Origin of the sequence: Micromonospora fiedleri, from assembly GCF_016774385.1 — a bacterium.
GTDB classification, from domain to species: Bacteria; Actinomycetota; Actinomycetes; order Mycobacteriales; family Micromonosporaceae; genus Micromonospora; species Micromonospora gifhornensis.
On sequence record NZ_JAETXL010000002.1, the window covers coordinates 769,721 to 791,025 of the forward strand.

21 protein-coding genes, 2 pseudogenes and 1 riboswitch are annotated in these 21,305 nt (G+C 71.8%); of the genes and pseudogenes, 6 read left to right on the top strand and 17 right to left on the bottom strand.

What is annotated here, in order from left to right:
• Window positions 1–86: 86 nt before the first annotated feature.
• From JMF97_RS07485 to JMF97_RS07495, 3 genes are read right to left on the bottom strand one after another with little or no spacing between them, the layout of a single operon-like run.
• Complete coding sequence (locus JMF97_RS07485) at window positions 87–917, bottom strand: alpha/beta fold hydrolase (protein WP_203220813.1); 831 nt, start codon at window positions 915–917, stop codon at window positions 87–89.
• A 26-nt stretch (window positions 918–943) separates the two neighbouring features.
• Complete coding sequence (locus JMF97_RS07490) at window positions 944–1,669, bottom strand: TIGR03943 family putative permease subunit (RefSeq protein WP_203220814.1); 726 nt, start codon at window positions 1,667–1,669, stop codon at window positions 944–946.
• Complete coding sequence (locus tag JMF97_RS07495; protein ID WP_307816813.1) at window positions 1,666–2,664, bottom strand: permease; 999 nt, start codon at window positions 2,662–2,664, stop codon at window positions 1,666–1,668. The genes JMF97_RS07490 and JMF97_RS07495 overlap by 4 nt, the downstream gene beginning before the upstream one ends.
• A 264-nt stretch (window positions 2,665–2,928) precedes the next feature.
• A riboswitch (TPP riboswitch) is annotated at window positions 2,929–3,034 on the top strand.
• Window positions 3,035–3,104: 70 nt separating this feature from the next.
• Here JMF97_RS07495 and JMF97_RS07500 point away from each other — a divergent pair.
• The 4 genes from JMF97_RS07500 to gnd all read left to right on the top strand — a co-directional run bounded on the left by JMF97_RS07500 (window position 3,105) and on the right by gnd (window position 7,933).
• Window positions 3,105–3,695, top strand: a complete 591-nt coding sequence (locus JMF97_RS07500) for an ECF transporter S component (RefSeq protein WP_203220815.1) — start codon at window positions 3,105–3,107, stop codon at window positions 3,693–3,695.
• Between the two features lie 123 nt (window positions 3,696–3,818).
• On the top strand, window positions 3,819–5,390 hold the full coding sequence (locus tag JMF97_RS07505; RefSeq protein ID WP_203220816.1) for an ABC transporter ATP-binding protein: 1,572 nt from the start codon (window positions 3,819–3,821) through the stop codon (window positions 5,388–5,390).
• A complete protein-coding gene (locus tag JMF97_RS07510; protein WP_203220817.1) occupies window positions 5,387–6,187 on the top strand; it encodes an energy-coupling factor transporter transmembrane component T family protein in 801 nt (266 codons plus the stop codon). The genes JMF97_RS07505 and JMF97_RS07510 overlap by 4 nt, the downstream gene beginning before the upstream one ends.
• 300 nt (window positions 6,188–6,487) lie before the next feature.
• On the top strand, window positions 6,488–7,933 hold the full coding sequence (gnd, locus tag JMF97_RS07515) for an NADP-dependent phosphogluconate dehydrogenase (RefSeq protein WP_203220818.1): 1,446 nt from the start codon (window positions 6,488–6,490) through the stop codon (window positions 7,931–7,933).
• A 58-nt stretch (window positions 7,934–7,991) separates the two neighbouring features.
• Here gnd and JMF97_RS07520 read toward each other — a convergent pair whose 3' ends face one another.
• From JMF97_RS07520 to recO, 3 genes are all read right to left on the bottom strand, one after another.
• Window positions 7,992–8,177, bottom strand: coding sequence for a hypothetical protein (locus tag JMF97_RS07520; RefSeq protein ID WP_013735380.1), 186 nt, complete (start codon window positions 8,175–8,177; stop codon window positions 7,992–7,994).
• A 65-nt stretch (window positions 8,178–8,242) separates the two neighbouring features.
• Window positions 8,243–9,019 (bottom strand): isoprenyl transferase, encoded by a 777-nt coding sequence (locus JMF97_RS07525; RefSeq protein ID WP_203220925.1) that lies wholly within the window; start codon window positions 9,017–9,019, stop codon window positions 8,243–8,245.
• 32 nt (window positions 9,020–9,051) lie between these two features.
• On the bottom strand, window positions 9,052–9,864 hold the full coding sequence (gene recO, locus JMF97_RS07530) for a DNA repair protein RecO (RefSeq protein ID WP_203220819.1): 813 nt from the start codon (window positions 9,862–9,864) through the stop codon (window positions 9,052–9,054).
• 126 nt (window positions 9,865–9,990) lie between these two features.
• Here recO and JMF97_RS07535 point away from each other — a divergent pair, with 126 nt between their 5' ends.
• On the top strand, window positions 9,991–10,818 hold the full coding sequence (locus JMF97_RS07535) for a DUF4097 family beta strand repeat-containing protein (protein WP_238358809.1): 828 nt from the start codon (window positions 9,991–9,993) through the stop codon (window positions 10,816–10,818).
• Here JMF97_RS07535 and JMF97_RS07540 read toward each other — a convergent pair.
• From JMF97_RS07540 to JMF97_RS07575, 10 genes and pseudogenes are all read right to left on the bottom strand, one after another.
• Entirely contained in the window at window positions 10,805–11,974 is a 1,170-nt protein-coding gene (locus JMF97_RS07540) for an acyltransferase family protein (RefSeq protein WP_203220820.1), read from the bottom strand. The genes JMF97_RS07535 and JMF97_RS07540 overlap by 14 nt on opposite strands.
• A 159-nt stretch (window positions 11,975–12,133) precedes the next feature.
• Window positions 12,134–13,033: a GTPase Era gene (gene era, locus JMF97_RS07545; protein ID WP_013735385.1), complete on the bottom strand. Its 900-nt coding sequence runs from the start codon at window positions 13,031–13,033 to the stop codon at window positions 12,134–12,136.
• Window positions 13,030–13,407 carry a cytidine deaminase-like protein gene (locus JMF97_RS07550; RefSeq protein WP_102659185.1) on the bottom strand — a complete coding sequence of 126 codons (378 nt, stop codon included), beginning with the start codon at window positions 13,405–13,407 and terminating at the stop codon, window positions 13,030–13,032. Before JMF97_RS07550 ends, era begins: the two co-directional genes overlap by 4 nt.
• Window positions 13,400–14,806 (bottom strand): hemolysin family protein, encoded by a 1,407-nt coding sequence (locus JMF97_RS07555; RefSeq protein WP_193386335.1) that lies wholly within the window; start codon window positions 14,804–14,806, stop codon window positions 13,400–13,402. Before JMF97_RS07555 ends, JMF97_RS07550 begins: the two co-directional genes overlap by 8 nt.
• Entirely contained in the window at window positions 14,782–15,255 is a 474-nt protein-coding gene (ybeY, locus tag JMF97_RS07560; RefSeq protein WP_013735388.1) for an rRNA maturation RNase YbeY, read from the bottom strand. Before ybeY ends, JMF97_RS07555 begins: the two co-directional genes overlap by 25 nt.
• A 15-nt stretch (window positions 15,256–15,270) precedes the next feature.
• Complete coding sequence (locus JMF97_RS31120) at window positions 15,271–15,744, bottom strand: PhoH family protein (RefSeq protein ID WP_307816814.1); 474 nt, start codon at window positions 15,742–15,744, stop codon at window positions 15,271–15,273.
• 144 nt (window positions 15,745–15,888) lie between these two features.
• Window positions 15,889–16,446 (bottom strand): annotated as a pseudogene (locus JMF97_RS31940) (LAGLIDADG family homing endonuclease); the annotation flags it as partial.
• Between the two features lie 207 nt (window positions 16,447–16,653).
• Window positions 16,654–17,400 (bottom strand): annotated as a pseudogene (locus tag JMF97_RS31130) (PhoH family protein); the annotation flags it as partial.
• 185 nt (window positions 17,401–17,585) lie between these two features.
• Complete coding sequence (locus JMF97_RS07570) at window positions 17,586–18,974, bottom strand: serine hydrolase domain-containing protein (protein WP_203220821.1); 1,389 nt, start codon at window positions 18,972–18,974, stop codon at window positions 17,586–17,588.
• Window positions 18,971–19,330: a histidine triad nucleotide-binding protein gene (locus tag JMF97_RS07575; RefSeq protein ID WP_203220822.1), complete on the bottom strand. Its 360-nt coding sequence runs from the start codon at window positions 19,328–19,330 to the stop codon at window positions 18,971–18,973. The genes JMF97_RS07570 and JMF97_RS07575 overlap by 4 nt, the downstream gene beginning before the upstream one ends.
• 90 nt (window positions 19,331–19,420) lie before the next feature.
• On the opposite strand from JMF97_RS07575, the gene JMF97_RS07580 reads away from it, so the two are divergent.
• The gene (locus JMF97_RS07580; protein WP_203220823.1) at window positions 19,421–20,182 is read left to right on the top strand and encodes an SDR family NAD(P)-dependent oxidoreductase; all 762 of its coding nucleotides are present in this window, start codon (window positions 19,421–19,423) and stop codon (window positions 20,180–20,182) included.
• Window positions 20,183–20,560: 378 nt separating this feature from the next.
• Here JMF97_RS07580 and JMF97_RS07585 read toward each other — a convergent pair whose 3' ends face one another.
• Window positions 20,561–21,295, bottom strand: a complete 735-nt coding sequence (locus JMF97_RS07585) for a 16S rRNA (uracil(1498)-N(3))-methyltransferase (protein WP_013735393.1) — start codon at window positions 21,293–21,295, stop codon at window positions 20,561–20,563.
• Window positions 21,296–21,305: the final 10 nt, after the last annotated feature.

Genomic DNA, 21,305 nt, shown 5'->3' on the forward strand with positions numbered 1-21,305 from the left:
TCCGCCAGCCCTCCCCAGCCCTTCCGCCGGTAACTCCGCCAGCCCTCCGCAGGCATCAGGGCACAACGGCACCGCCGACGCCGGGCTCAGGCGGCAGAACGCACCCGGGCCACGATCGCCTCGGCCAGCCGCGTCGGCACCTCGTCCGGGATCCAGTGGCTGACCCCGGCGATTTCGACGAACCGGTAGTCCCCCTGCACATGTTTGACGCAGGCCTCGGCAGCCGTACGCCCGATCGCCACGTCCCGGTCACTCCACACGAAGGTGGTCGGCACGTGCGACGGGCCGGTCGCCGCCAGGTCCGTCCAGGACATCGCCCGGTACCAGTTCAGCGCCGCGGTCAACGCGCCGGGCTCGCGCATAGGTTCGGCGTACGCCGACACCCGCGCCGCGTCGCCGACGCCGCGCAGCATCCGGCGCAGCCCGCGGGCGCCCAGGGCCAGCAGGGTCTTCTCGGCCACCCCGGGCCGACGGAACAGCAGCATGTACGCCGAGCGCGCCTTCTGCTGCGAATCCTCGCTGAGCGCGTACGCCATGGCGGCCGGATGCGGCACGGAGACGGCGGTCAGGGTGCGGACCCGCTCCGGATGCTCGGCGGCCAGCGCCCAGGCCACCACGGCACCCCAGTCGTGCCCCACCACGTGGGCGGAGTCGACGCCGAGGGCGTCCAGCACGGCGGCCGCGTCGGCGACCAGCTCGCTCAACCGGTACGCCTCGACTTCCGTGGGCCGGGCGCCCGGCGAGTAGCCACGCTGGTTGACCGCGTAGGTGCGCAGACCGGCCACGTGCAGGGTCGGCGTCACGTCGTTCCACTCGCCCGCGTGCTGCGGGAAGCCGTGCAGCAGCAGCACCGGCTCGCCGTGCTCCGGGCCGCCCGCCATGACGTCGAACCGCATCCCTCGGGCGTCGATGTGCATGACTCGCAGCCTACCGAGGTGGACGGTCAGTCGTACTGCTGCTTGGGGGTGGGTATCGGCCGCCAGGACTCGACCTGCAGGTAGGGGATCTCGGCGTCGTTGATCGGGTCACGACCGATCCGGTCGCTGTACCGACCGATCACCTCGACCCAGGTGTCGTCGGGCAGACCGGTCGGCACGTCGCCGGTGAGGCCGAGCTTGACCGGCCGCCCGTCGGCCGCGCAGCAGGACAGCACCATGCGGGCCAGGATGGGGCGGCCGTCCTCGCCGGTGGCGAGGAAGCCGGTCAGCAGCACGCGTCGGTCGCCGATCGAGGCACCTCGGTCGAACAGCGCCCGGGCCGCGTAGTCGAGGACGCTGACCGGCGCGGGGTCGGCGTCGGGCAGCGGCGGGTAGTCCGACTGTCGTGGGGCGTTCAGCGCGGTGCCGGACTGGCTGGCCGCGTACGAGCCGAGGGCCGGCGGGGCGACCAGCAGCAGGCCGAGCACGGGCAGGATGAGCAGCCAGCCGACGCGCGGTTCGTGGTGGGTGTGGTCGTCGTGGTCGTCGGCGGGTTCGTCGGCGCGGGTGAGGACCGGGCGTAGCTCGTACCAGAGGGTCATGATCGCGGCGACCACCAGCAACAGGCCGGCGGGGATCAGGAACGGTCGTAGCCCTTCCTTGACGTAGCGCAGGTAGAGGTCGGAGAGGCTGGCCCGCAGCACCGCGCCGCCGAGCAGCAGCAGGACCACCGCCTGCGCCTGCCGGTTCACAGCAGCACCGCCCCGACACCGACGGCGATCAGCAGGGCCACCGCGAACGTGGTCGGCGCGAACCGGAACGCGAACCGGCGGCCGAAGACACCGGCCTGCATCGAGATCAGCTTGAGGTCGACCATCGGCCCCACCACCAGGAACACCAGTCGGGACGTGAGGGAGAACTGCGACAGCGAGGCGGCCACGAAGGCGTCCGCCTCGGAGCAGAGCGAGAGCAGCACGGCGAGTGCCGCCAGCGCCAGGATGGACAGCCAGGCGTTGTCGGCGAGGGTCTGCAACAAGCGTTCCGGCACCAGGACGTTGATGCTGGCGGCGGCCATCGCGCCGAGCACCAGGAAGCCACCGGCGTGGGTGACGTCGTGCCGGACGGCGGCCCAGAAGGCCCGCCCGCGCCGGGGGTCGTCCAACTCGGGTCGGCGCGGCATCCTGATCCACTCGGTGCGCCCGAGGCGCAGCCAGAGCCAACCCATCACCATGGCCACCACGAGGCTGGCCAGGCCCCGGGCGAGGACCATCTCGGGGTTGTCGGGGAAGGCGACCGCGGTGGCGGTCAGCACGATCGGGTTGACCGCGGGTGCGGCGAGCAGGAAGGCCAGGGCGGCGGCCGGGGTGACCCCGCGACGGATCAGCGAGCCGGCGATCGGCACGGATCCGCACTCGCAGCCGGGCAGCACCACGCCGGCCGCGCTGGCCGCCGGCACCGCCAGGGCCGGGTGCCGGGGCAGCGCCCTGGCCCAGAACGACCGGGGTACGAAGACCGCGATCACGGCCGAGAGCAGCACCCCGAAGACCAGGAACGGCACCGCCTGCACCATGATCGAGACGAACACCGTGGTCCAGGTCTGCAGGCGCGGATCGTCAAGCGCCCCGGCCAGCGGATCCCGAAAGATGATCAGCAGGATCAGCAGCCCGGCCAGCACCTCGACCGAGCCGATCCGGTCGCCGAGCCAGCGTCGGGGTGGTGTGGAGCCGTCCGGGTGGGTCGCCGGCACCTCGGTGGTGACGCCGCTCGGACGGCCCTGCGGTTCGTCGGCCGGTACGGCGTGATCCGTGTCTGTGCTCACCCTGTCGTCTCTTCACCCGGGACATTCGGCGGGCTGAGATTACCGTCCGGAACCGACAACGTCGATGAATGTCACGGAAACGGGTGGGTGCGGCGGGCGGGCGTACGGGCGGCTCGGGCCGCACCGGGCGTGACCTGCGTAGATCACATTGCCTGTTGATCTTTAAAGGTGTTAGCGTCGGCGAGACAACTTCACCTCCGACAGGGGAGCGCACAGCGCTGAGAGTGCGGGTTCACCCGCAGACCCTCCGTACCTGATCTGGGTAATGCCAGCGCAGGGAGTTCGGTCCACCTCCAGCCCGCCACGGCCCGGTGCCGTCGGGCGCGGCGTGCGTCTTACCTGGTTCGAACACTGGACTGGGAGCAATCATGATTCGACCGACCAGCAACCGATGGCGCACCATCGACATCGTCGTGGCTGCGGTGATCGCCGTCGCCTTCGGTGTGATCTTCTGGGCCTGGGGCCTGCTCTGGCGGGCCGTCGACCCGGCCTTCGCCTTCTTCCCGGCCAGCCAGGCCATCATGTACGGCGTCTGGCTGATCCCCGCGGTGCTCGGCGGCCTGGTGATCCGCAAGCCGGGTGCCGCGCTGTTCTGCGAGGCGGTCGCGGCGACGGTCTCCGCGCTGCTGGGCTCGGAGTGGGGCGGCGTCACCATCGTCCAGGGCCTGATCCAGGGCCTCGGCGCGGAACTGGCCTTCGCCGCCTTCCGCTACCGCTCGTTCCGGCTGCCGACCGCACTGCTCGCCGGCGCGATGACCGGCCTCGGTGCCGCGCTGTTCGACTTCTTCGTCTGGAACAACGCGTACGAGTTGGTCAGCTACCGGATCCCGTACGCCCTGTTCACCATCCTCAGCGCCGCCGCGATCGCCGGCGCAGGCGCGTACGCCCTCACCAACTCCCTCGCCCGCACCGGCGCCCTGTCCCGCTTCCCCTCCGGCCGCACCCAAACCCTCGTCTGACCCCCCTGCCCCTGTTGATCAAGAAGTTTGCGTCTGTCGACCTGCATCTCTCAGACGCAAACTTCTTGATCAACGCGCGGTGGGTGGGTGGTTGGTGGGTGTACGGGAGGAGGGAGGTACGGGGTGGGTGGGGTGCGGCTGCGGGGGTTCGGGTGGCGGCATGCGGGGCGGCGGGCCTGGGCCGTGCGCGGGGTGGATCTGTGGGTGCGGCGGGGGGAACGGGTGTTGCTGCTCGGGCCTTCCGGGGCGGGCAAGAGCACGGTGCTGGCCGCGCTGGCGGGGCTGTTGCCGGAGGACTCCGGTGAGCAGGAGGGCACCATCGAGATCGACGGTCGCCCGCCGGCCGAGGTCCGTGAGCGGGTCGGCATCGTCTTTCAGGATCCGCAGTCCCAACTGGTCATGGCCCGCAGCGGCGACGACGTGGCGTTCGGGCTGGAGAACCGGGGCGTACCGGCGGCACAGATCTGGCCCCGCGTCGACGAGGCGTTGCACCGGGTCGGGTTCCCGTACCACCGGGACCGTCGCACCGCGGCGCTCTCCGGCGGCGAACAGCAGCGACTCGCCCTGGCCGGTGCGCTCGCGCTGCGCCCCGACCTGCTGCTGCTCGACGAGCCCACCGCCAACCTCGACCCGGCCGGTGCCGACCTGGTCCGCGCCGCGATCACCCGCGCAGTCGACGGCGACACCACACTGATCCTGGTCGAGCACCGCATCGCCGACGCCCTGCCCCTGGTGGACCGGGTGGTCGTGCTCGAAGCCGGTGGCGGCGTGCGCGCCGACGGTACGCCGGAAGCCGTCTTCGCCGCGCACGGCGACGCCCTCGCCGCCGACGGCGTCTGGGTGCCGGGCCGGCAGTTCCCGCCACGCCCGGCCACCGCCCCCGCCGGCGAGGTGCTGCTCACCGCCGACCGGCTCGGCCAGCCACCCCGGCTGGCCCCCACCAACCTGACCGTACGCGCCGGTGAGGCGCTCGCCGTGCTCGGTCCCAACGGCGCCGGCAAGTCCACCCTCGCGTTGCTGCTCGGCGGGCTGCTCAAGCCCGGCACCGGACGACTGTCGGGCAGCACGGAACTGGCCGGGGCCGACGCCCGCACGGCACCGCACCGGTGGCGTGCGCCCGCGCTGGCGCGCCGGATCGGCTCGGTGTTCCAGGATCCGGAGCACCAGTTCGTCACCAGCACGGTCTTCGACGAACTGGCGTTGGGTCCGCGCCGGACGGGCGCCACCGACGCGGTGGTCCGCCAGCGCGTCGACGACCTGCTGCAACGGCTGCGGCTGGACAAGTTGGCCGGGGCGAACCCGTACACCCTCTCCGGTGGGGAGGCGCGGCGGCTGAGCGTCGCGACCGCCCTGGCCACCGCGCCCCGGCTGTTGATCTGCGACGAGCCCACCTTCGGGCAGGACCGGCGGACCTGGCGGGAGCTGGTGGACCTCTTCGCGGAACTGCGCGACGCCGGCCACGGCCTGGTGACTGTCACCCACGACACCGACTTCGTGGCCGCGCTGGCCGACCGCACCCTGACCCTGCGGCCCGTACCGCGCCGCGGCGACGACCCGGGCGAGCGCCCCGACCTGCCCACCCGCGAGCCGGGTGACGGCCGCCCTGTTGATCGTGGACGGCCGGCGGGGAGCGAGGGTGGGATGCGGACGTCACCGACAGACGATGCCGGGCCGGCGACGGCGGGGCAACGATGATCGACCTCGAACCGGTCGCGCGGCCGGACGCCCCGCTGGCCCGCCGCAATCCGGTGGCCAAGCTGGCGGCGGCGCTGCTGTTCGCCTTCCCGCTGCTGGCGACGCTGGATCCGGTCGCTCCGGCGATCGCCCTGGCAGTGGAGATGGCGGTACTGCCGTTGTTCGGCCTGCGGTACCGGGTGCTGTTCCGTCGGGCCTGGCCGTTGCTGCTCGCCGCCGGTGGCGTACTGGTCACCCTGGTCCTGTTCGCCGCCGACCGGTCAGGACGGGTGCTGCTCGACGCCGGGCCGATCATGGTCACCTCGTCGGTGCTGCTCACCGCCCTCGGCCTGGTGCTGCGCCTGTTCGCGGTCGCGCTGCCCGGCGTGATCGTCTTCGCCACCACCGATCCGACCGATCTGGCCGACGCGCTGGTGCAGAACGCGAAGGCACCGGCCCGGTTCGCTATCGGCGCGTTGGCCGCGTTCCGGTTGTTGCCGCTGCTCAGCCAGGAGTGGCAGATGATCGCCATGGCCCGCCGGGCGCGGGGCGTGGAGGCCGGTCGCAACCCGGTGGCCAAGCTGCGGCTGTTCGTCTCGACCGCGTTCACCCTGCTGGTCGGAGCGATCCGCCGGGGCACCCGACTCGCCGTCGCCATGGACGCCCGGGGCTTCGACTCCGCCGTCCCGCGCACCTTCGCCCGCCACCAGCCCTTCGGCACCGCCGACTGGCTGCTGCTCATCTGCGCCCCCGCCCTGGCCGCCGCCGCCCTCACCATCAGCATCACCCTCGGCACCTTCACCCCCCTCACCCCCTGACCCCGCACCCTCCCCTGGGCACCCCTCCCTGGACTCTCGCCCCTGGGCTCCCCGTCGATCATGCAGTTGTCGTCCCCCCAAAGGGGATAATCTGCGCGTAACGGCGACCGAAAGTGCATGATCGACGACGCCAGAGGGCCTGGGCGCGCGGGGTGAGAGGGCCTGGGCGAGAGGGTGTGAGGGTGGGGTGGGGTGCGGGGGGCGACCACATGGTGACCAGGGGTGGGGGATGACGCGGGCGGGCATCGAAGCGCGCTACCGTCGCAGCACTACTGACAGACGCGGAAGGTGGCGACGAGGATGGCGGATCGGGCTACGGCGCAGATCGGTGTGACCGGGCTGGCGGTGATGGGTCGAAATCTGGCCCGCAACCTGGCCCGCAACGGGTTCACCGTGGCGTTGCACAACCGCTCGCCGGAGCGGACCCGGTCGCTGGTGGCCGAGCACGGCGACGAGGGCACCTTCGTCCCGACGGAGTCCCTTGCGGACTTCGTCGCCGCGCTGGAGCACCCCCGCGCAGTGATCATCATGGTCAAGGCGGGCGGCCCCACCGACGCGGTGATCGACGAGTTGGTGCCGCTGCTCGAAGAGGGCGACATCATCATCGACTGCGGCAACGCGCACTTCGCCGACACCCGTCGGCGGGAGGAGGCGCTGCGGGCCCACGGCCTGCACTTCGTCGGCACCGGTGTCTCCGGTGGCGAGGAGGGCGCGCTGTGGGGGCCGAGCATCATGCCGGGTGGCTCGGTCGAGTCGTACCGCAAGCTCGGCCCGATCTTCGAGAAGATCGCCGCGCAGGTCGACGGTGAGCCGTGCTGCCAGCACGTGGGGCCGGACGGCGCCGGGCACTTCGTCAAGATGGTCCACAACGGCATCGAGTACGCCGACATGCAGCTCATCGCCGAGGCGTACGACCTGCTGCGGGCCGGGCTGGGCGCGACGCCGTCGGAACTCGCGGAGATCTTCCGGGAGTGGAACACCGGCGAGCTGGAGTCGTTCCTGATCGAGATCACCGCCGACGTGCTGGCGCACACCGACGCCGCCACCGGCGAGGCGTTCGTGGACGTCGTGCAGGACCGGGCCGAGCAGAAGGGCACCGGTCGGTGGACCGTCCAGATCGCCCTCGACCTGGGCATCCCGATCACCGGCATCGCCGAGGCGACCTTCGCCCGGTCGCTGTCCGGGCACGTCGGGCAGCGTGAGGCCGCCCTCCGGGCCTTCCCCGACTCCGGGGAGAAGTGGCAGGTCACCGACCGCGAGGCGTTCATCGAGGACGTCCGCCGGGCCCTGCTGGCCTCGAAGATCGTGGCGTACGCCCAGGGCTTCGACCAGATCCGTGCCGGCAGCGCCGAGTACGACTGGAACATCGACCTGGGCGGCACGGCGCGCATCTGGCGGGGCGGCTGCATCATCCGGGCCCGCTTCCTGGACCGGATCAAGCAGGCGTACGACGAGCAGCCGGAGCTGCCCACCCTGCTGGTGGCGCCGTGGTTCGCCGACACCGTGCGCGACGGCGTGCCCAGCTGGCGGCGGGTGGTGGCCGAGGCGGCGCAGGCCGGCGTCCCGACTCCCGCCTTCGCCTCGTCCCTGGCCTACTTCGACGCGCTGCGCGCCGAGCGGCTGCCCGCCGCCCTGATCCAGGGCCTGCGGGACAATTTCGGCGCACACACCTACCGTCGGGTCGACCGCGACGGTTCCTTCCACACCCTGTGGGCCACCCCGGACCGCGCCGAGGTCGACGCCTGAGCTGACGCTGACGCGCCCTGCCCCGGGACACCGGGACAGGGCGCGTCAGGTTACGGGGTCAGAAGAAGCGGCGACGCCGGGCCTTCTGGGGGCGCAGCAGGTCGGCTCCCCGGGTGAGCATGCGGCTGGCCCCGGAGGGGCCGCGCCGCGACTCCAGCGTGTGACTGAGCCGGCGAGCACCCGCTGCCGCCAACGGAACCGCCACGGCCATCACCGCCCACTGGGCAACGCGCTTGCGGATCATGTGGTTTCACCTCCGTCAGTGGCTGCTGCCAGCGGTGGTACCCAATCCGGGCGGACACTATGCGTTCAGGTGGTCGGTGCCACCGGGTTGGGTAGCGCGCCGCCGAAGCGGCGGTCCCGCTGGGCGTACAGCTCGCAGGCGTACCACAGGTGGCGGCGGTCGAAGTCCGGCCAGAGCGTGTCCAGGAAGACCAGTTCGGCGTACGCGCTCTGCCAGAGCATGAAGTTCGAGGTGCGCTGCTCACCGGAGGGCCGCAGGAACAGGTCCACCTCGGGCACCTCGGGGTGGTAGAGGTAACGCGCGACGGTCTTCTCGGTCACCTTCGCCGGGTCGAGCTTCCCGGCGGCCGCGTCCCGGGCGATCGCGGCGGCGGCGTCGGCGATCTCCGCCTGCCCGCCGTAGTTGACGCAGAACTGAAGGGTCAGCGTCGAGTTGCCCCGCGACATCTCCTCGGCGGTCTGCAACTCGCTGATCACGCTCTTCCACAGCCGCCCGGCCCGCCCCGACCAGACCACCCGCACCCCGAGGTCGATCAACTGGTCCCGGCGTCGACGGATGACGTCGCGGTTGAAGCCCATCAGGAACCGGACCTCGTCCGGCGAGCGCCGCCAGTTCTCGGTGGAGAAGGCGTACGCCGACAGGTAGGGGATGCCCATCTCGATGGCCCCCTCGACGGTGTCGAAGAGGGAGAACTCCCCCGCCTCGTGTCCCTTGGTGCGGGGCAGCCCACGCTCCTTGGCCCAGCGGCCGTTGCCGTCCATCACCACGGCGACGTGCTGGGGCACCGCCCCCGGCGGCAGCGCCGGCGGCCGGGCACCCGACGGGTGCGGGGTCGGCGGCACCGGCTCGCGCCGGCCGGCCCTGATGGATCGGATCACTCGGTTCTCCCCTGTTCACGCTCTGGGACCGTAGCGGTCGCCGGGCCACCCCGGTCGACCAGCGGCAGCGAGCGTAGCGTGCGCTCCAGATGCCACTGCAGGTGCGCCGCGACGAGCCCGCTGCACTCCCGGCGTACCCCGGTGTCGGTGGCGTTGGCGACCCGCCAGTCTCCGCCCACCAGCGCGGACATCAGGTCGATGGTGGCCGGGGCGGGATGGGCGGCACCGGGGGGACGGCAGTCCGGGCAGACCGCGCCGCCGGCGGGCACTGAGAAGGCTCGGTGCCGGCCGGGGGTGCCGCAGACGGCGCAGGCGGTCAACGCCGGCGCCCAGCCGGCCAGAGCCATGCCCCGCAGCAGGTAGGCGTCGAGCACCAGGGTGATGGCGTGTTCACCCTGGGCGAGGGCCCGCAGCGCACCCAGGGTGAGCTGGAACAGCCGCAACGACGGCTCCCGCTCGACGGGGGTGAGCCGCTCGGCGGTCTCGGCGATCGCGCTGGCCGCCGTGTAGCGGGGATAGTCACCGAGGAACCGCTTGCCGTACAGGTCGATCCCCTCGACCTGGCTGACGGTGTGCAGCGAACTGCCCAACTCCCCCTTGGGGTCACCGGCGAGTTGCAGGTCGACATGGCCGAACGGCTCCAACCGGGCACCGAACTTGGAGGTCGTCCGGCGTACGCCTCGGGCGACCGCCCGCAGCCGGCCGTGCCGCCGGGTGAGCAGGGTGACGATCCGGTCGGACTCGCCGAGCTTCTGTACGCGCAGCACCACCGCGTCGTCGCGGTAGAGCTGTCGGCGGTATCCGGCCATCGCGTCATTGTCCCTCGCGGCCGGACACCCGTCGGCACCCCGGGTCGGATTTCAGGGTCCGCTCCGGGTATCGGGGGCCGCTGACCCGGATGTGCCCCCACCAGCACCGGCGTTAGCGTGCTCGGCATGGCTGCACACCGGACCATTCCCCCTCGACCTGCTCGTCAAGCTCGGCGTACCCCGGTCCGTCGGGTCGGCACGGTGATCGCCGCGGCGCTCGCCCTGACCGTCCTGGCCGGCTGCAACAACCTCTCCTTCCGTCGGCTCGACTTCGACACCACCGAGGAGGCCCGGATCAGCACCATCCGCCTGCTGCCGGGCGCCGGTGACGTGGTGATCCGCGCCGACGGCGAACCGGACCGGATCCGCATCAAGCGGGTGGTGCGCTACCAGGGCGACGAGCCGGGGATCACGTACGAGATCAAGGGCAGCGAACTGGTGCTCGACACCTCGTGCGGCCGCCGGTGCAGCGTCTCCTACGAGGTGGTCGCGGGCGAGGGGGTCCGGGTCGAGGGCGAGACCGGTTCGGGCAACATCGACCTGAGCTGGGTGGGACAGGTCGAGGTGACGGTCGGTTCCGGCGACGTCCGGGTGGTCGGCGCCGCCGGTCCGGTCCGGGTGGAGAGCGGCTCCGGCGAGATCGAGGTGTACGACCTGACCTCCACCGTGGTGCTGCGGACCGGCTCCGGCGACATCACCGCCACTCGACTGCGCGGCGAGGTGGACGCAGAGGCCTCGTCGGGCAACGTGACTGTCGAGTTGGACGCACCCGCCTCGGCCCGCGCGCACGCGTCGAGCGGCAGCGTCGAGCTGCGGGTACCCGCCGGCAGCTACCAGATCCGGTCGGAGGCCGGTTCCGGTTCGGTCGACGTGAGCGTGCCGAACGACCCGGCCGCCGCCCTGGTGCTCGACGTGCGGACGGGCAGCGGCGACATCTCCGTCATGACCCGGTGACGTCCCGGCCCCGCCGACCCGACACCGCGTCTTCCCGGGGCTCGGCCGCCCGGTCACGCTGACCCGGTACCGCCATCTCGCCGGGCACGGCGGCCCGATCGGGCGCGACACCGCGGCGCGACTCCGCGTGCCGGTGGGCGGCGGGCACGGCGTGGCGGCGTCCGCCGGGGATCAACTCGGGCGGGCGCCCCGCCGCGACGTCCTCGACCCAGCCGACAAGTGCGGTCACCACCCCCACCAGCAGGAAGACCAGCATCACCCGGATCGCCAGGCCCAGCAGGTCCTGATGCGACCAGCCGACCACGTCCACCAGCGGGGTGAGCGCCACCACGAACGCCATGTGCCACAGGTAGACGGTCAACGCCCGGCGGTTCAGCACGGTCACTGCGCGACCGAACACCGGGTTGCGGTCGACCCAGTCCGCACTCGCCGGGGCCCGTCCCAGCGCCACCAGGATGAACGCGGCCGACCAGAGGGCGTTGCCGAGCGGGTTGTCGTTCAGGTCGTAGCCGCGCGGCCCCGGATGGGCCAGCAACCAGGCACCACCGGTCGCCGCGAGGGCGAGCACGGTCGGCACCAGCACCCGGTTCGCCAGGCGGCGCAGCATTCCCGCCTGGTGGGCGAAGCCGAGCAGCCAGGCACCGAAGTAGAGCCCGAACTCCCGCAGCACGCCGGGGGCGTTCGGGTAGATGCCCAACTCGATCGCCAGCAGCAGGCAGTACGGGGCGAGCAGGGTGGGCAGTGGATAATGCCGGAACAGCCAGAGCGCGACCGGTGAGGCGAGCACGAACCACAGGTAGTCCCGCAGGTACCAGATCGGGCTCAGCGCCAACGCGCCCCAGTAGTTCGCCGGTGGATCGGCGACCGGGAAGAGCCAGAGCAGCACCTTCGGTGTCAGCGGCAACCCGGTCAGCAGCATCGCCGGTACGAAGATCGCGGCCAGCACCCACAGCGACGGCAGCAGCCGGCGCAGCCGACGGCCGACCGCGGTGGGACCGGACCTGAGCAGCGAGGTCGCCATCAACGACCCGGCCAGCGCGAACATCACCGACATCGCCGGGAACAGCAGGGTCAGCGACGCCCAACCGGTGACGTGGTAGACGACGACTCGAACGATGGCCAGGAAGCGCAGCAGGTCCAGGTATCGATTTCGCATCAGCCTGCATCTGTATCCGGGGGCATAGGTACGTCTCTCTACCCTCCGGGGTGGGCGGTGGAAACGCCCAGAGGCCCGACCAGATAGTGAACCTTCCCATATGCCTGACCGGTACCGATCAGTCAGATGCAGCGCGAGAAGTCCGGATTACCGGCGCTGTCAGAAGCCGAGTTTGCGCAGCTGCTTGGGGTCGCGTTGCCAGTCCTTGGCCACCCGCACATGCAGGTCGAGATAGACCCGGGTGCCCAGCAGCTCCTCGATCTGCCGCCGCGCGGCGGTGCCCACCGCCTTGAGCCGACTGCCCCGGTGCCCGATGACGATCGCCTTCTGGCTGGGCCGCTCGACGTACAGATCGGCGTAGATCTTCGTCAGCTGCCCCTCGGGGATCATCTCCTCGACCACCACCGCGATGGAGTGCGGCAGCTCGTCCCGGACACCCTCCAGGGCGGCCTCCCGGACCAGCTCCGCGACCAGCACCTGCTCCGGGTCGTCGGTGAGCATGTCGTCGGGATAGAGCTGCGGAGACTCGGGCAGATACCGCGTCATCACCTCGACGAGCGTGTCCACCTGGTGCCCGGCGACCGCGCTGACCGGCACCACCTCGGCGAACTCGCCCAGCTCGCTGACGGCCAGCAACTGCTCGGCCAGCCGCTTCTTGTCCACCAGGTCGGTCTTGGTGACCACCGCCAGCACGGTGGCCTTCAACTCGGCCAGCTCGCCGGTGATGAACCGGTCGCCACGGCCGATCGGCTCGTCGGCGGGGATACAGAGGCCGATCACGTCGACCTCGCTCCAGGTCTGCCGGACCAGGTCGTTGAGCCGCTCGCCGAGCAGGGTGCGCGGCCGGTGCAGACCCGGCGTGTCCACCAGCACGAGCTGCGAGTCCGGCCGGTGCAGCACCGCCCGGATGATGTGCCGGGTGGTCTGCGGCTTGTTCGAGGTGATCGCGATCTTCTGCCCGACGATCGCGTTGGTCAGCGTCGACTTGCCGGCGTTGGGTCGACCGACGAAACAGGCGAAGCCCGCCCGGTAGGCGCGCGGCGTCGGCGCGGCGCTCACTCGGTCACCGTGCCGAGCACCGTGCCGTCCGGCGCGGCCACGTGCACCGGCGCATCGGCGGCCAGGTCGCGGACGGCCGCGTACCCCGCACCGTCGAGAGTGGAGGCCTCGGTGACCACGGCGGCGGCCTCCAACCGGGTGGCGCCGGCCGCCGCCGCCGAGGCGACCGCCAACTGCAACGCGGTGATCGTCAACGAGGGCAGCGACACGCTGGCCGCCGCGTACGTCCGACCGTCCTGGTCGCGTACCGCGGCACCCTCCACGGCGCCCACCCGACCCCGGGCTCCCCGGGCCAGGATGACCAGCTTGCCGTCCTCGGCGCTGAGCTCGGAGCCGGCGGGTACGGCGGCTGGTACGGCAGGTGACTCAGGCATCGGCGGGTTGCCTCTCCTCTGATCGATCGGTGTCGCCCCGGGAGGCGGTCGGCCCACCGCCCGGGTTGTCCTGGGTGTCGGTCGGCTCGACCCGGCGCACCAGCACCGTGTCGATCCGGTTGCGTCGGCCGGTGGTGCCCTCGGCGAGCAGTTGCAGCCCGGCCACCTCGACCTCCGCTCCGGGGATCGGCACCCGGCCGAGGCACTGGGCGAGCAGGCCGCCGACGGTCTCCACCTCGTCGTGCGGCAGCTCGGTGTCGAACAGCTCGCCGAGATCCTCGACCGGCAGTCGGGCGGTGACCCGCACCGCGCCGTCGGGCAGCTGCTCGATCGGCGGACGCTCGACGTCGTACTCGTCGGTGATCTCGCCGACGATCTCCTCCAGGATGTCCTCGATGGTGACCAGCCCGCCGGTGCCGCCGTACTCGTCGACGACGATCACCAGGTGGTTGCGGGCGGCCTGCATCTCCGACAGCAGGTCGTCGACGGGCTTGGAGTCCGGCACGAAGGTGGCCGGGCGCATCAGCTCGGCCACCGGCAGCTGGCGGTCCTCGGCGGCACCACCCTGGGTACGCCGGATGAGGTCCTTGAGGTAGAGCACACCGAGCACGTCGTCGACGCTCTCGCCGATCACCGGGATGCGGGAGAAGCCGGACCGCAGGAACAGCGCCAACGCCTGCGCCAGCGTCTTGGTCGACTCGATCCACACCATCTCGGTACGCGGCACCATGACCTCGCGGGCGATGGTGTCACCGAGCGCGAAGACGGAATGGATCATCTGCCGTTCGCCGTGTTCGACGACGCCCCGCTGCTCGGCGAGGTCGACCAGTTCCCGCAGCTCGACCTGGGTGGCGAAGGGTCCCTCGCGGAACCCGCGACCCGGCGTGACCGCGTTGCCGATCAGGATCAGCAGCGATGCGAGGGGGTTGAGCGCCCGGCCGAGCCAGCGCACCAGCGGCGCGGCGAACCGGGCCACCGCGTACGCGTGCTGCCGCCCGATGGTGCGCGGACCCACACCCACCACGACGAAGCTGACCACGGTCATCGCCCCGGCGGTGACCAGCGCGGCCCGCCAACCCGCACCGAAGGTGTCCACCGCGACCAGGGCCACCAGCGTGGTGGCGGTCAGCTCGGCGAGCAGCCGCAGCAGGAGCAGCAGGTTGAGGTGGCGGACCACGTCACCGGCGACCAGTTGGAGGGTGGGCGCGCCCCGCGCACCCTCCCGGGCCAGCTCGGCGGCCCGAGCCGGCGAGACCGCGGCCAGGGCGGCTTCGGTCATCGCGATGAGACCGCCGAGCACCACCAGCCCGGCGGCGAAGGCGAGCAGTTGCAGGTCGGGAAGGCCGGTGGCGGACGCGGCCAGCGAGGTATCCATCACCGGGTGCGGGTCGACCGCCAGCTCGACAACAACCGGGCCTGGAGCCCGAACATCTCCCGCTCCTCCTCCGGCTCCGCGTGGTCGTAGCCGAGCAGGTGCAGGACGCCGTGCACGGTGAGCAGGTGCAGCTCGTCGTCGGCGCTGTGGCCCGCGGTGGCGGCCTGCTTCGCCGCCACCTCCGGGCAGAGCACGATGTCACCGAGCAGGGCCGGCTCGCCGCCGACGGCCGCGTTCTCACCCGGCCCGTGGTCGATGCTGCCCTCGTCCATGGGGAAGGCGAGCACGTCGGTCGGGCCGTCGCCGCCCATCCAGCGATGGTTCAGCTCGGTCATGTAGCCGACGTCGACCAGCAGCACGGACAGCTCGGCGAGGGGGTTGACCCCCATCTCGTCGAGTGCGTGCCGGGCGACGGCCAGCACGGCGTCGGTGTCGACGGCGACACCCGACTCGTTGGCGATCTCGATGGACAACTGTCTTCCCTCGGTCTAGCGGCGCCGACCGGCGCGGTTGCCCTGGGCGTTGCGCCCCGGCACCGCGTGCACGGCCTGCGCCTGCTGGTTCTCCCGCTCGGCGTCCCAGCGGGCGTACGCGTCGACGATCTCACCCACCAGTCGGTGGCGTACCACGTCGGCGCTGGACAGCTGCGCGAAGTGCACGTCCTCGACGCCGGCCAGGATCTCCCGGACGACCCGCAGGCCGCTGGTCGTCCCGCCGGGCAGGTCGACCTGGGTGACGTCACCGGTCACCACGATCTTCGAGCCGAAGCCGAGCCGGGTGAGGAACATCTTCATCTGCTCGGGCGTGGTGTTCTGCGCCTCGTCGAGAATGATGAACGCGTCATTCAGGGTGTTGTGCGTGACCAGGAAGTGGTCGGTGACATAGAGCGAGTCCTCCGCCGCCACCTGGATGCACATCGTCTCCTGCACCCCGGCCGGGATGATCGAGTCGATGAACCGCATCGGCCGCCCGCCGCCGTACTCGGAGTACCGCTGGCGCTTGCGGGCCAGCCGGAACGGCGGAATCTCCTCGGGTAGGCGGATCTCCACGACGTACGCGTCAGACCGGTAATGGACCGGGCGGCCCTTCGCCCAACCGGGCGTGCGGCCCTCGGCCGCGCGACCGCGCCAGGTCGCGACCCCACCCAGCGACTGGACCAGGTAGATGACGTCGTCGCGCAGTCGAGCCGAGGTCGTCGCGTACTGCACCCGGCAGGTGCGTCCGGCCTGCACGACCGGCCCGCCGTCGCTGTCCAGCAACCCCTGCAGGACGGCCAACCGGACGTCGAGGCTGTTGCGCTGGTAGACCTCGGGAACGAACTTGGTGCCCGACTTGGTCCCGGCCAGGCCCAGCTCACGGAGCGCGACCGTCACCGGGTTCGCAACGATCACCCCGCCCCGGTGCCCGTCGACGTGCCGCAGCACGTAGTCGTACTCGCTCTTGCGGACGAGTTCGATGCCGGCGAGCGCCGCTTCGAGAGCGTGGGCGAGTTCCGGATCCGCGGTGCTGAATCCGGGCGTCGCTCGCGACGAGATGGCACCGTCGCCGAGCAGCAGACCGAGCGCGTACGGGTCGAGCGGGACGTCCTGCGGCTCCATCTGCACGGGCGCCACGACCGGCAGCTCGTACCGGCGGGTGTGGCCCCGCCACTCCTGGCCGATCATCTCCTGCGTCTCGAGCGTGCGCCGACGTCCGCGTCGCTTGTCCTCAGCGGTAGCGACCGTCCAGAGGTGTTCGCCGCAGCACAGGGTGGAGGCTCCGTCTCCGGTGGTGACCCGGTAGACCTGCTTAGGCCCCTGCGGGTAGATGCCGATCACCGGGGTCGGCCTGCCGTTCGAGCCGATGACCAGGTCACCGACCTGAAGCGAACCGAACCGCTTGAACCCTTCAGGGGTGAGAACCCGCGAATCGTACGGCTGGGCCCGGCCCCTCATGTACGCCAGCGGGGCGACCTCGATCGTGCCCGCCGCCATCAGCTTCGGGATCGTCTCCGGGTCGAGCATGTCGTGCAGCGCGTCGTAGAGCGGGCGCAGGTACGGGTCGATCTTCTCGTTGAGGGTGCCGGGCAGGAAGCCCAGCCGCTCCCCCGCCTCGACGGCGGGCCGGGTCAGGATGATCCGGTTGATCTGCTTGGCCTGCAACGCCTGGACCGCCTTGGCCATGGCGAGGTAGGTCTTGCCGGTACCGGCCGGGCCGATGCCGAAGACGATGGTGTGCGCGTCGATCGCGTCGACGTAGCGCTTCTGCCCCAGGGTCTTGGGCCGGATGGTGCGCCCGCGCCGGGACAGGATGTTGAGGGTGAGCACCTCGGCGGGCCGTTCCGTGCCACCCTGCTCCAGCATGCCGACGGTACGCCGGACAGCATCAGTGGTCAGGGTCTCGCCTTTCTCGATGAGTTCGAGCAGTTCACTGAAGATCCGCTCGGCGAGGGCGTTGTCGGCGGGCGCGCCGGTGAGGGTGATCTCGTTTCCTCGCACGTGCACGTCGCTGTTCACCGAGCGCTCGACCAGTCGCAGGATCTCGTCACCCGCGCCGAGCAGGTTCACCATGATCTTCGAGTCGGGGACGGTGATCCTGGTCTGCACCCGGGGTGGGCCGGGAGGTGGGGTGCCGGTCATAGGTCGGGCCGCGAGGCCCTGCGCCACCTGCTCTCGATCTCGGTGCCGGGCCTGGCGCCACGGCGTGCTGACGTTACCTCCATCGTATCGGGTCGCCCGCGCGGACACGCTGCCCAATTCCGCCGGTACGACACAGGCGTACACGAGCGGACGAACCGGCACAAAAGGCGCAGCGGTCCGGGCGGTCAGGCCCGGAAGTCGTACCCGTCGAAGGCCTCCTGGTGCCGGGTGAACCGGTAGGTCGCCCAGTGCATCCGGACCACCACCCCGTCGCCGTCGCGGGTCAGTCGGAGCAACTCGCCGACCTCCCGCCCGGAGACCGTACGGAACACGTCCGGCCGGTCCGGCAGCGGCGCGAAGACCGCCGGCGGCTTGCCCGGCGGATCGTCCGCGCCCCGGGCCTGCAGGGTCTCGTCCCGCCAACTGAACACGTACTGGAAACCCTCGCCCCACCAGCGGCCGAGCAGCCCACGCAGATGGGCGGGGGCCGGGTCGCCGGGTCGCCACGGGGTGATCTCGGCCGGGTCGTGCTCGGCGGCGGCGGCGAGCAGCCGGTGCGGCAGCTCCAGCAGCTCCGCCGAGGTGCCCGAGGAGCCCAGCACGGCAGCCCCGAAGGCGGCCGGTGTGCCCTCGCCGCCCCGACGGCCGTACGCCCCGGCCAGGAATCCGGGCATGGCACCGTCGTGCCCGACGTGCACCACCCGGTCGCCCTGCGGCACCAGGATCAGGCCGAGGCCGAAACCGGCGTTCCAGAGCGCCTCGTCGGTGACCGTGACCGGCCAGCGCATCTCCGCACAGGTGGTCGGGCTGAGCACCCGGCCGGTCGCGTCCATCGCCGCCGGGTCGGCCAGGAAGGCCGCCCAGCGCGCCATGTCGGTGGCCGTGCTCCAGAGCTGGGCGGCCGGACCGACGGCGCCGAAGTCGGTCGGTGGCTCCGGATGCGCCTCGTCGGAGTACGCGTCGACCAGGTAACCGGTGGCCGCCCGGGGGCCGGGCGAAACCGTGGTGCTGGTCAGTCCGAGCGGAGTCAGCACCCGCTCGGTCAGCACCTCGGCCCAGGTGCTTGCGCGTACCTGCCCGACCAGCCGGCCGAGCAGCGCCATGCCGAGGTTGGAGTAGTGGAACCGGCGGCCGGGCGGCAACACCCGCTCGGCCCGGTCCAGCTCGGCGACGAGCCGGTCGGCGTCGGGCGCCTGAAGCGTGTCCCAGACGTCGCCGTACGGCTCGCGTTGCAGGCCCGCGGTGTGCGACAGCAACCGGCGTACGGTCAGCTCGCCGTGCGCCGGCAGGTCGAGGTGCCGGTCCAACCGATCGTCGAGGTCGAGCAGCCCGTCGTCGCGACACTGCATGACCAGTACGGCGGTGAAGGTCTTGGTCACCGACCCGATCCGGAACCGGGTATGTTCGTCCAGCGCGGTGTCGTTGCCGGTGCCGCCGACCGTGCACGTCCACAGCGCCCGGTCGGCCCGGTGCACGGCGGCCGAGACCGCCGGCACCCGAGCCTGCGCCTGGACCTGCCGCACCAGCCGTTCGAGGTGCTGGGCGGCTGCGGTACGGCCGGCGGCCGAACTCACGCCATGCTCCGGGCCAGCATCGGTCCGAGCGGCGCACCACCCAGCACGTGCGCGTGCACGTGGAAGACCTCCTGGCCACCGTACGGGCCGGTGTTGAACATCAGCCGGAAACCGTCGCCGAGCAGCCCCTCGTCCTCGGCCACCGCGGCGGCCGAGGCGAGCACCTCACCGGCCAGCGCCGGGTCACCCTGGCCGAGGGTGGCCACGTCGGCGTAGTGCTCCTTGGGGATGACCAGCACGTGCACCGGCGCCTTCGGGTCGATGTCCCGGAAGGCGAGCGTGGTGGGGGTCTCGCGGACCACGGTGGCCGGGATCTCCCCGGCGACGATCCGGCAGAACAGACAGTCAGTACTCACCCGGGCAGTCTAAGGAAGAGCGCGTGCTCGACGCCTCAGGTGGAGCAGCCCCTCGTCGAGGCCGCCGCGCGGTACGGCAGGATGTCGCCCATGGCAGGACGGGCAGTGCTGGTCACGGGCGGTTCACGTGGCATCGGGCGGGCGGTGGTGCAGGCGTTCGCCGCCTCCGGCGACCGGGTGGCGATCCACCACCGCGACTCGGCCGACCTGGCCGAGCAGTTGCGGGCCGAACTCCCGGGCAACGGCCACGTGGTGGTCCGCGCCGACCTCGCGGACCCCGACGCGGTACGGGCGATGGTCGACGAGGCCGCCGACCGCCTCGACGGCCTCGACGTGCTCGTCAACAACGCCGGCGTGTTCGGGCCGGCCGATCCCCCGCATCCCGTCTTCGGCAGCGGCTACGAGCAGTGGCGGCAACGCTGGCGCGAGGTCTGCGACACCAACCTGTTCGGGGCGGCCAACGCCGCCTGGTGCGCCGCTCAGCACATGCGCACGCGAGGTGGGCGAATCGTCAACGTCTCCTCGCGCGGCGCGTTCCGCGGCGAGCCGACCAATCCGGCGTACGGCGCGAGCAAGGCCGGTCTCAACGCGATGGCCCAGTCGTTGGCGGTGGCCCTGGCGCCGTACGGCATCGCGGTGGCCACGGTCGCGCCCGGCTTCGTCGAGACGGACATGACCAACGAGCACCTGAAGGCCCCGCGCGGCGACGCCATCCGGGCACAGAGCCCGTTCGACCGGGTGGCCCGCCCCGAGGAGATCGCCGCCGCCGTGCACTGGCTGGCCAGCCCCGAGGCGGAATGGGCCTCCGGCACCATCATCGACCTCAACGGCGCCTCCTACCTGCGCACCTGACGCAGAAGACCACCAGGCTGGTGGACGGCTACGACCGTCCCCGGCATGCAGACCACCGAAGCCCATCGCCATCCCGCACCGATCAGTCGGTCTCCGACGACTTCCCGGTGATGGCGATGGTGCGGCTTCCAGTGCCCTTCCGGTGCCCTTTGCTCTGCTTCAACCAACGCAACAGCCAGCGGCGAAAACCATTGCGTCCGCTGAAGCAGAGCAAAGGGCGCCAGGCAGAGACCTTCGGGTGACGCGGAAGGAGCCATAGAGGCCACGCGGCCAGCAGCGGGCGGCAGGGGACGGGGCGGCTGGCGACGGGGGCAGGGCGGTCGCAAAAGATCCCGGGCAGTCGAGCGGCCAGGAAGCCGGGAGACCCGGCGGATGGCACTACCAGCGCAGGAGGCGGGTGGCGAGGACGGCCAGGGCGGCCACGCCGGCGGTGGAGGTACGCAGCACCGAGGGTCCGAGACGGACCGGGTGTGCGCCGGCCTGCTGGAAGGTTGCCAGTTCGGCCGGGGTGATGCCGCCCTCGGGGCCGACCACCAGCACGATCTCGCCCTGGTCGGGCAACTCGACGGTGGTGAGCCGGTCGGTCGCCTCCTCGTGCAGGACGTAGCCGGCGGCGGCGCCGGAGATGCGTCGGGCCACCGATGCGGTGGGCTCGTCCGGTGCGCCCGCCACCACGGGCAGCCACGCCCGGCGGGCCTGTTTCGCCGCCTCGCGGGCCGTGGCCACCCACTTGTCCCGGGCCCGTACGCCCCGGTCCCCTCGCCACTGCGCGACCGACCGGCCGGCCGCCCAGGGGACGATCTCGTCCACGCCCGCTTCGGTCATCGCCTGTACGGCCAGTTCACCCCGGTCGCCCTTGGCGATGCCCTGCACCACCACCAGCCGGGGATTCGCCGCGTCGACGTACCCCCGGCTGGTGATCTCGATGTCGAGGGTGCCCCGGCCGACGGCGCTGACCACGGCGGCGGCCGTGCCGCCCCGGCCGTCGCCGAGCAGCAGTTCCTCGCCGACCCGTAGCCGTTGCACGGTGGCGGCGTGGTGCCCCTCGGGGCCGTCGAGCACCATCGTGTCGGCGGTGGGCAGCGACTCGACCAGGAACAGCGGAGCGGACACGAGACGGACC

What these genes read in the sequence shown, in the direction of transcription:
- JMF97_RS07485 (WP_203220813.1), bottom strand. Translation starts at nt 917, where the DNA reads ATGCACATCGACGCCCGAGGGATGCGGTTCGACGTCATGGCGGGCGGC.
- JMF97_RS07500 (WP_203220815.1), top strand. Translation starts at nt 3,105, where the DNA reads ATGATTCGACCGACCAGCAACCGATGGCGCACCATCGACATCGTCGTG.
- JMF97_RS07510 (WP_203220817.1), top strand. Translation starts at nt 5,387, where the DNA reads ATGATCGACCTCGAACCGGTCGCGCGGCCGGACGCCCCGCTGGCCCGC.
- gnd (WP_203220818.1), top strand. Translation starts at nt 6,488, where the DNA reads ATGGCGGATCGGGCTACGGCGCAGATCGGTGTGACCGGGCTGGCGGTG.
- JMF97_RS07520 (WP_013735380.1), bottom strand. Translation starts at nt 8,177, where the DNA reads ATGATCCGCAAGCGCGTTGCCCAGTGGGCGGTGATGGCCGTGGCGGTT.
- recO (WP_203220819.1), bottom strand. Translation starts at nt 9,864, where the DNA reads ATGGCCGGATACCGCCGACAGCTCTACCGCGACGACGCGGTGGTGCTG.
- JMF97_RS07535 (WP_238358809.1), top strand. Translation starts at nt 9,991, where the DNA reads ATGGCTGCACACCGGACCATTCCCCCTCGACCTGCTCGTCAAGCTCGG.
- JMF97_RS07540 (WP_203220820.1), bottom strand. Translation starts at nt 11,974, where the DNA reads ATGCGAAATCGATACCTGGACCTGCTGCGCTTCCTGGCCATCGTTCGA.
- JMF97_RS07550 (WP_102659185.1), bottom strand. Translation starts at nt 13,407, where the DNA reads ATGCCTGAGTCACCTGCCGTACCAGCCGCCGTACCCGCCGGCTCCGAG.
- JMF97_RS31120 (WP_307816814.1), bottom strand. Translation starts at nt 15,744, where the DNA reads ATGCGGTTCATCGACTCGATCATCCCGGCCGGGGTGCAGGAGACGATG.
- JMF97_RS07580 (WP_203220823.1), top strand. Translation starts at nt 19,421, where the DNA reads ATGGCAGGACGGGCAGTGCTGGTCACGGGCGGTTCACGTGGCATCGGG.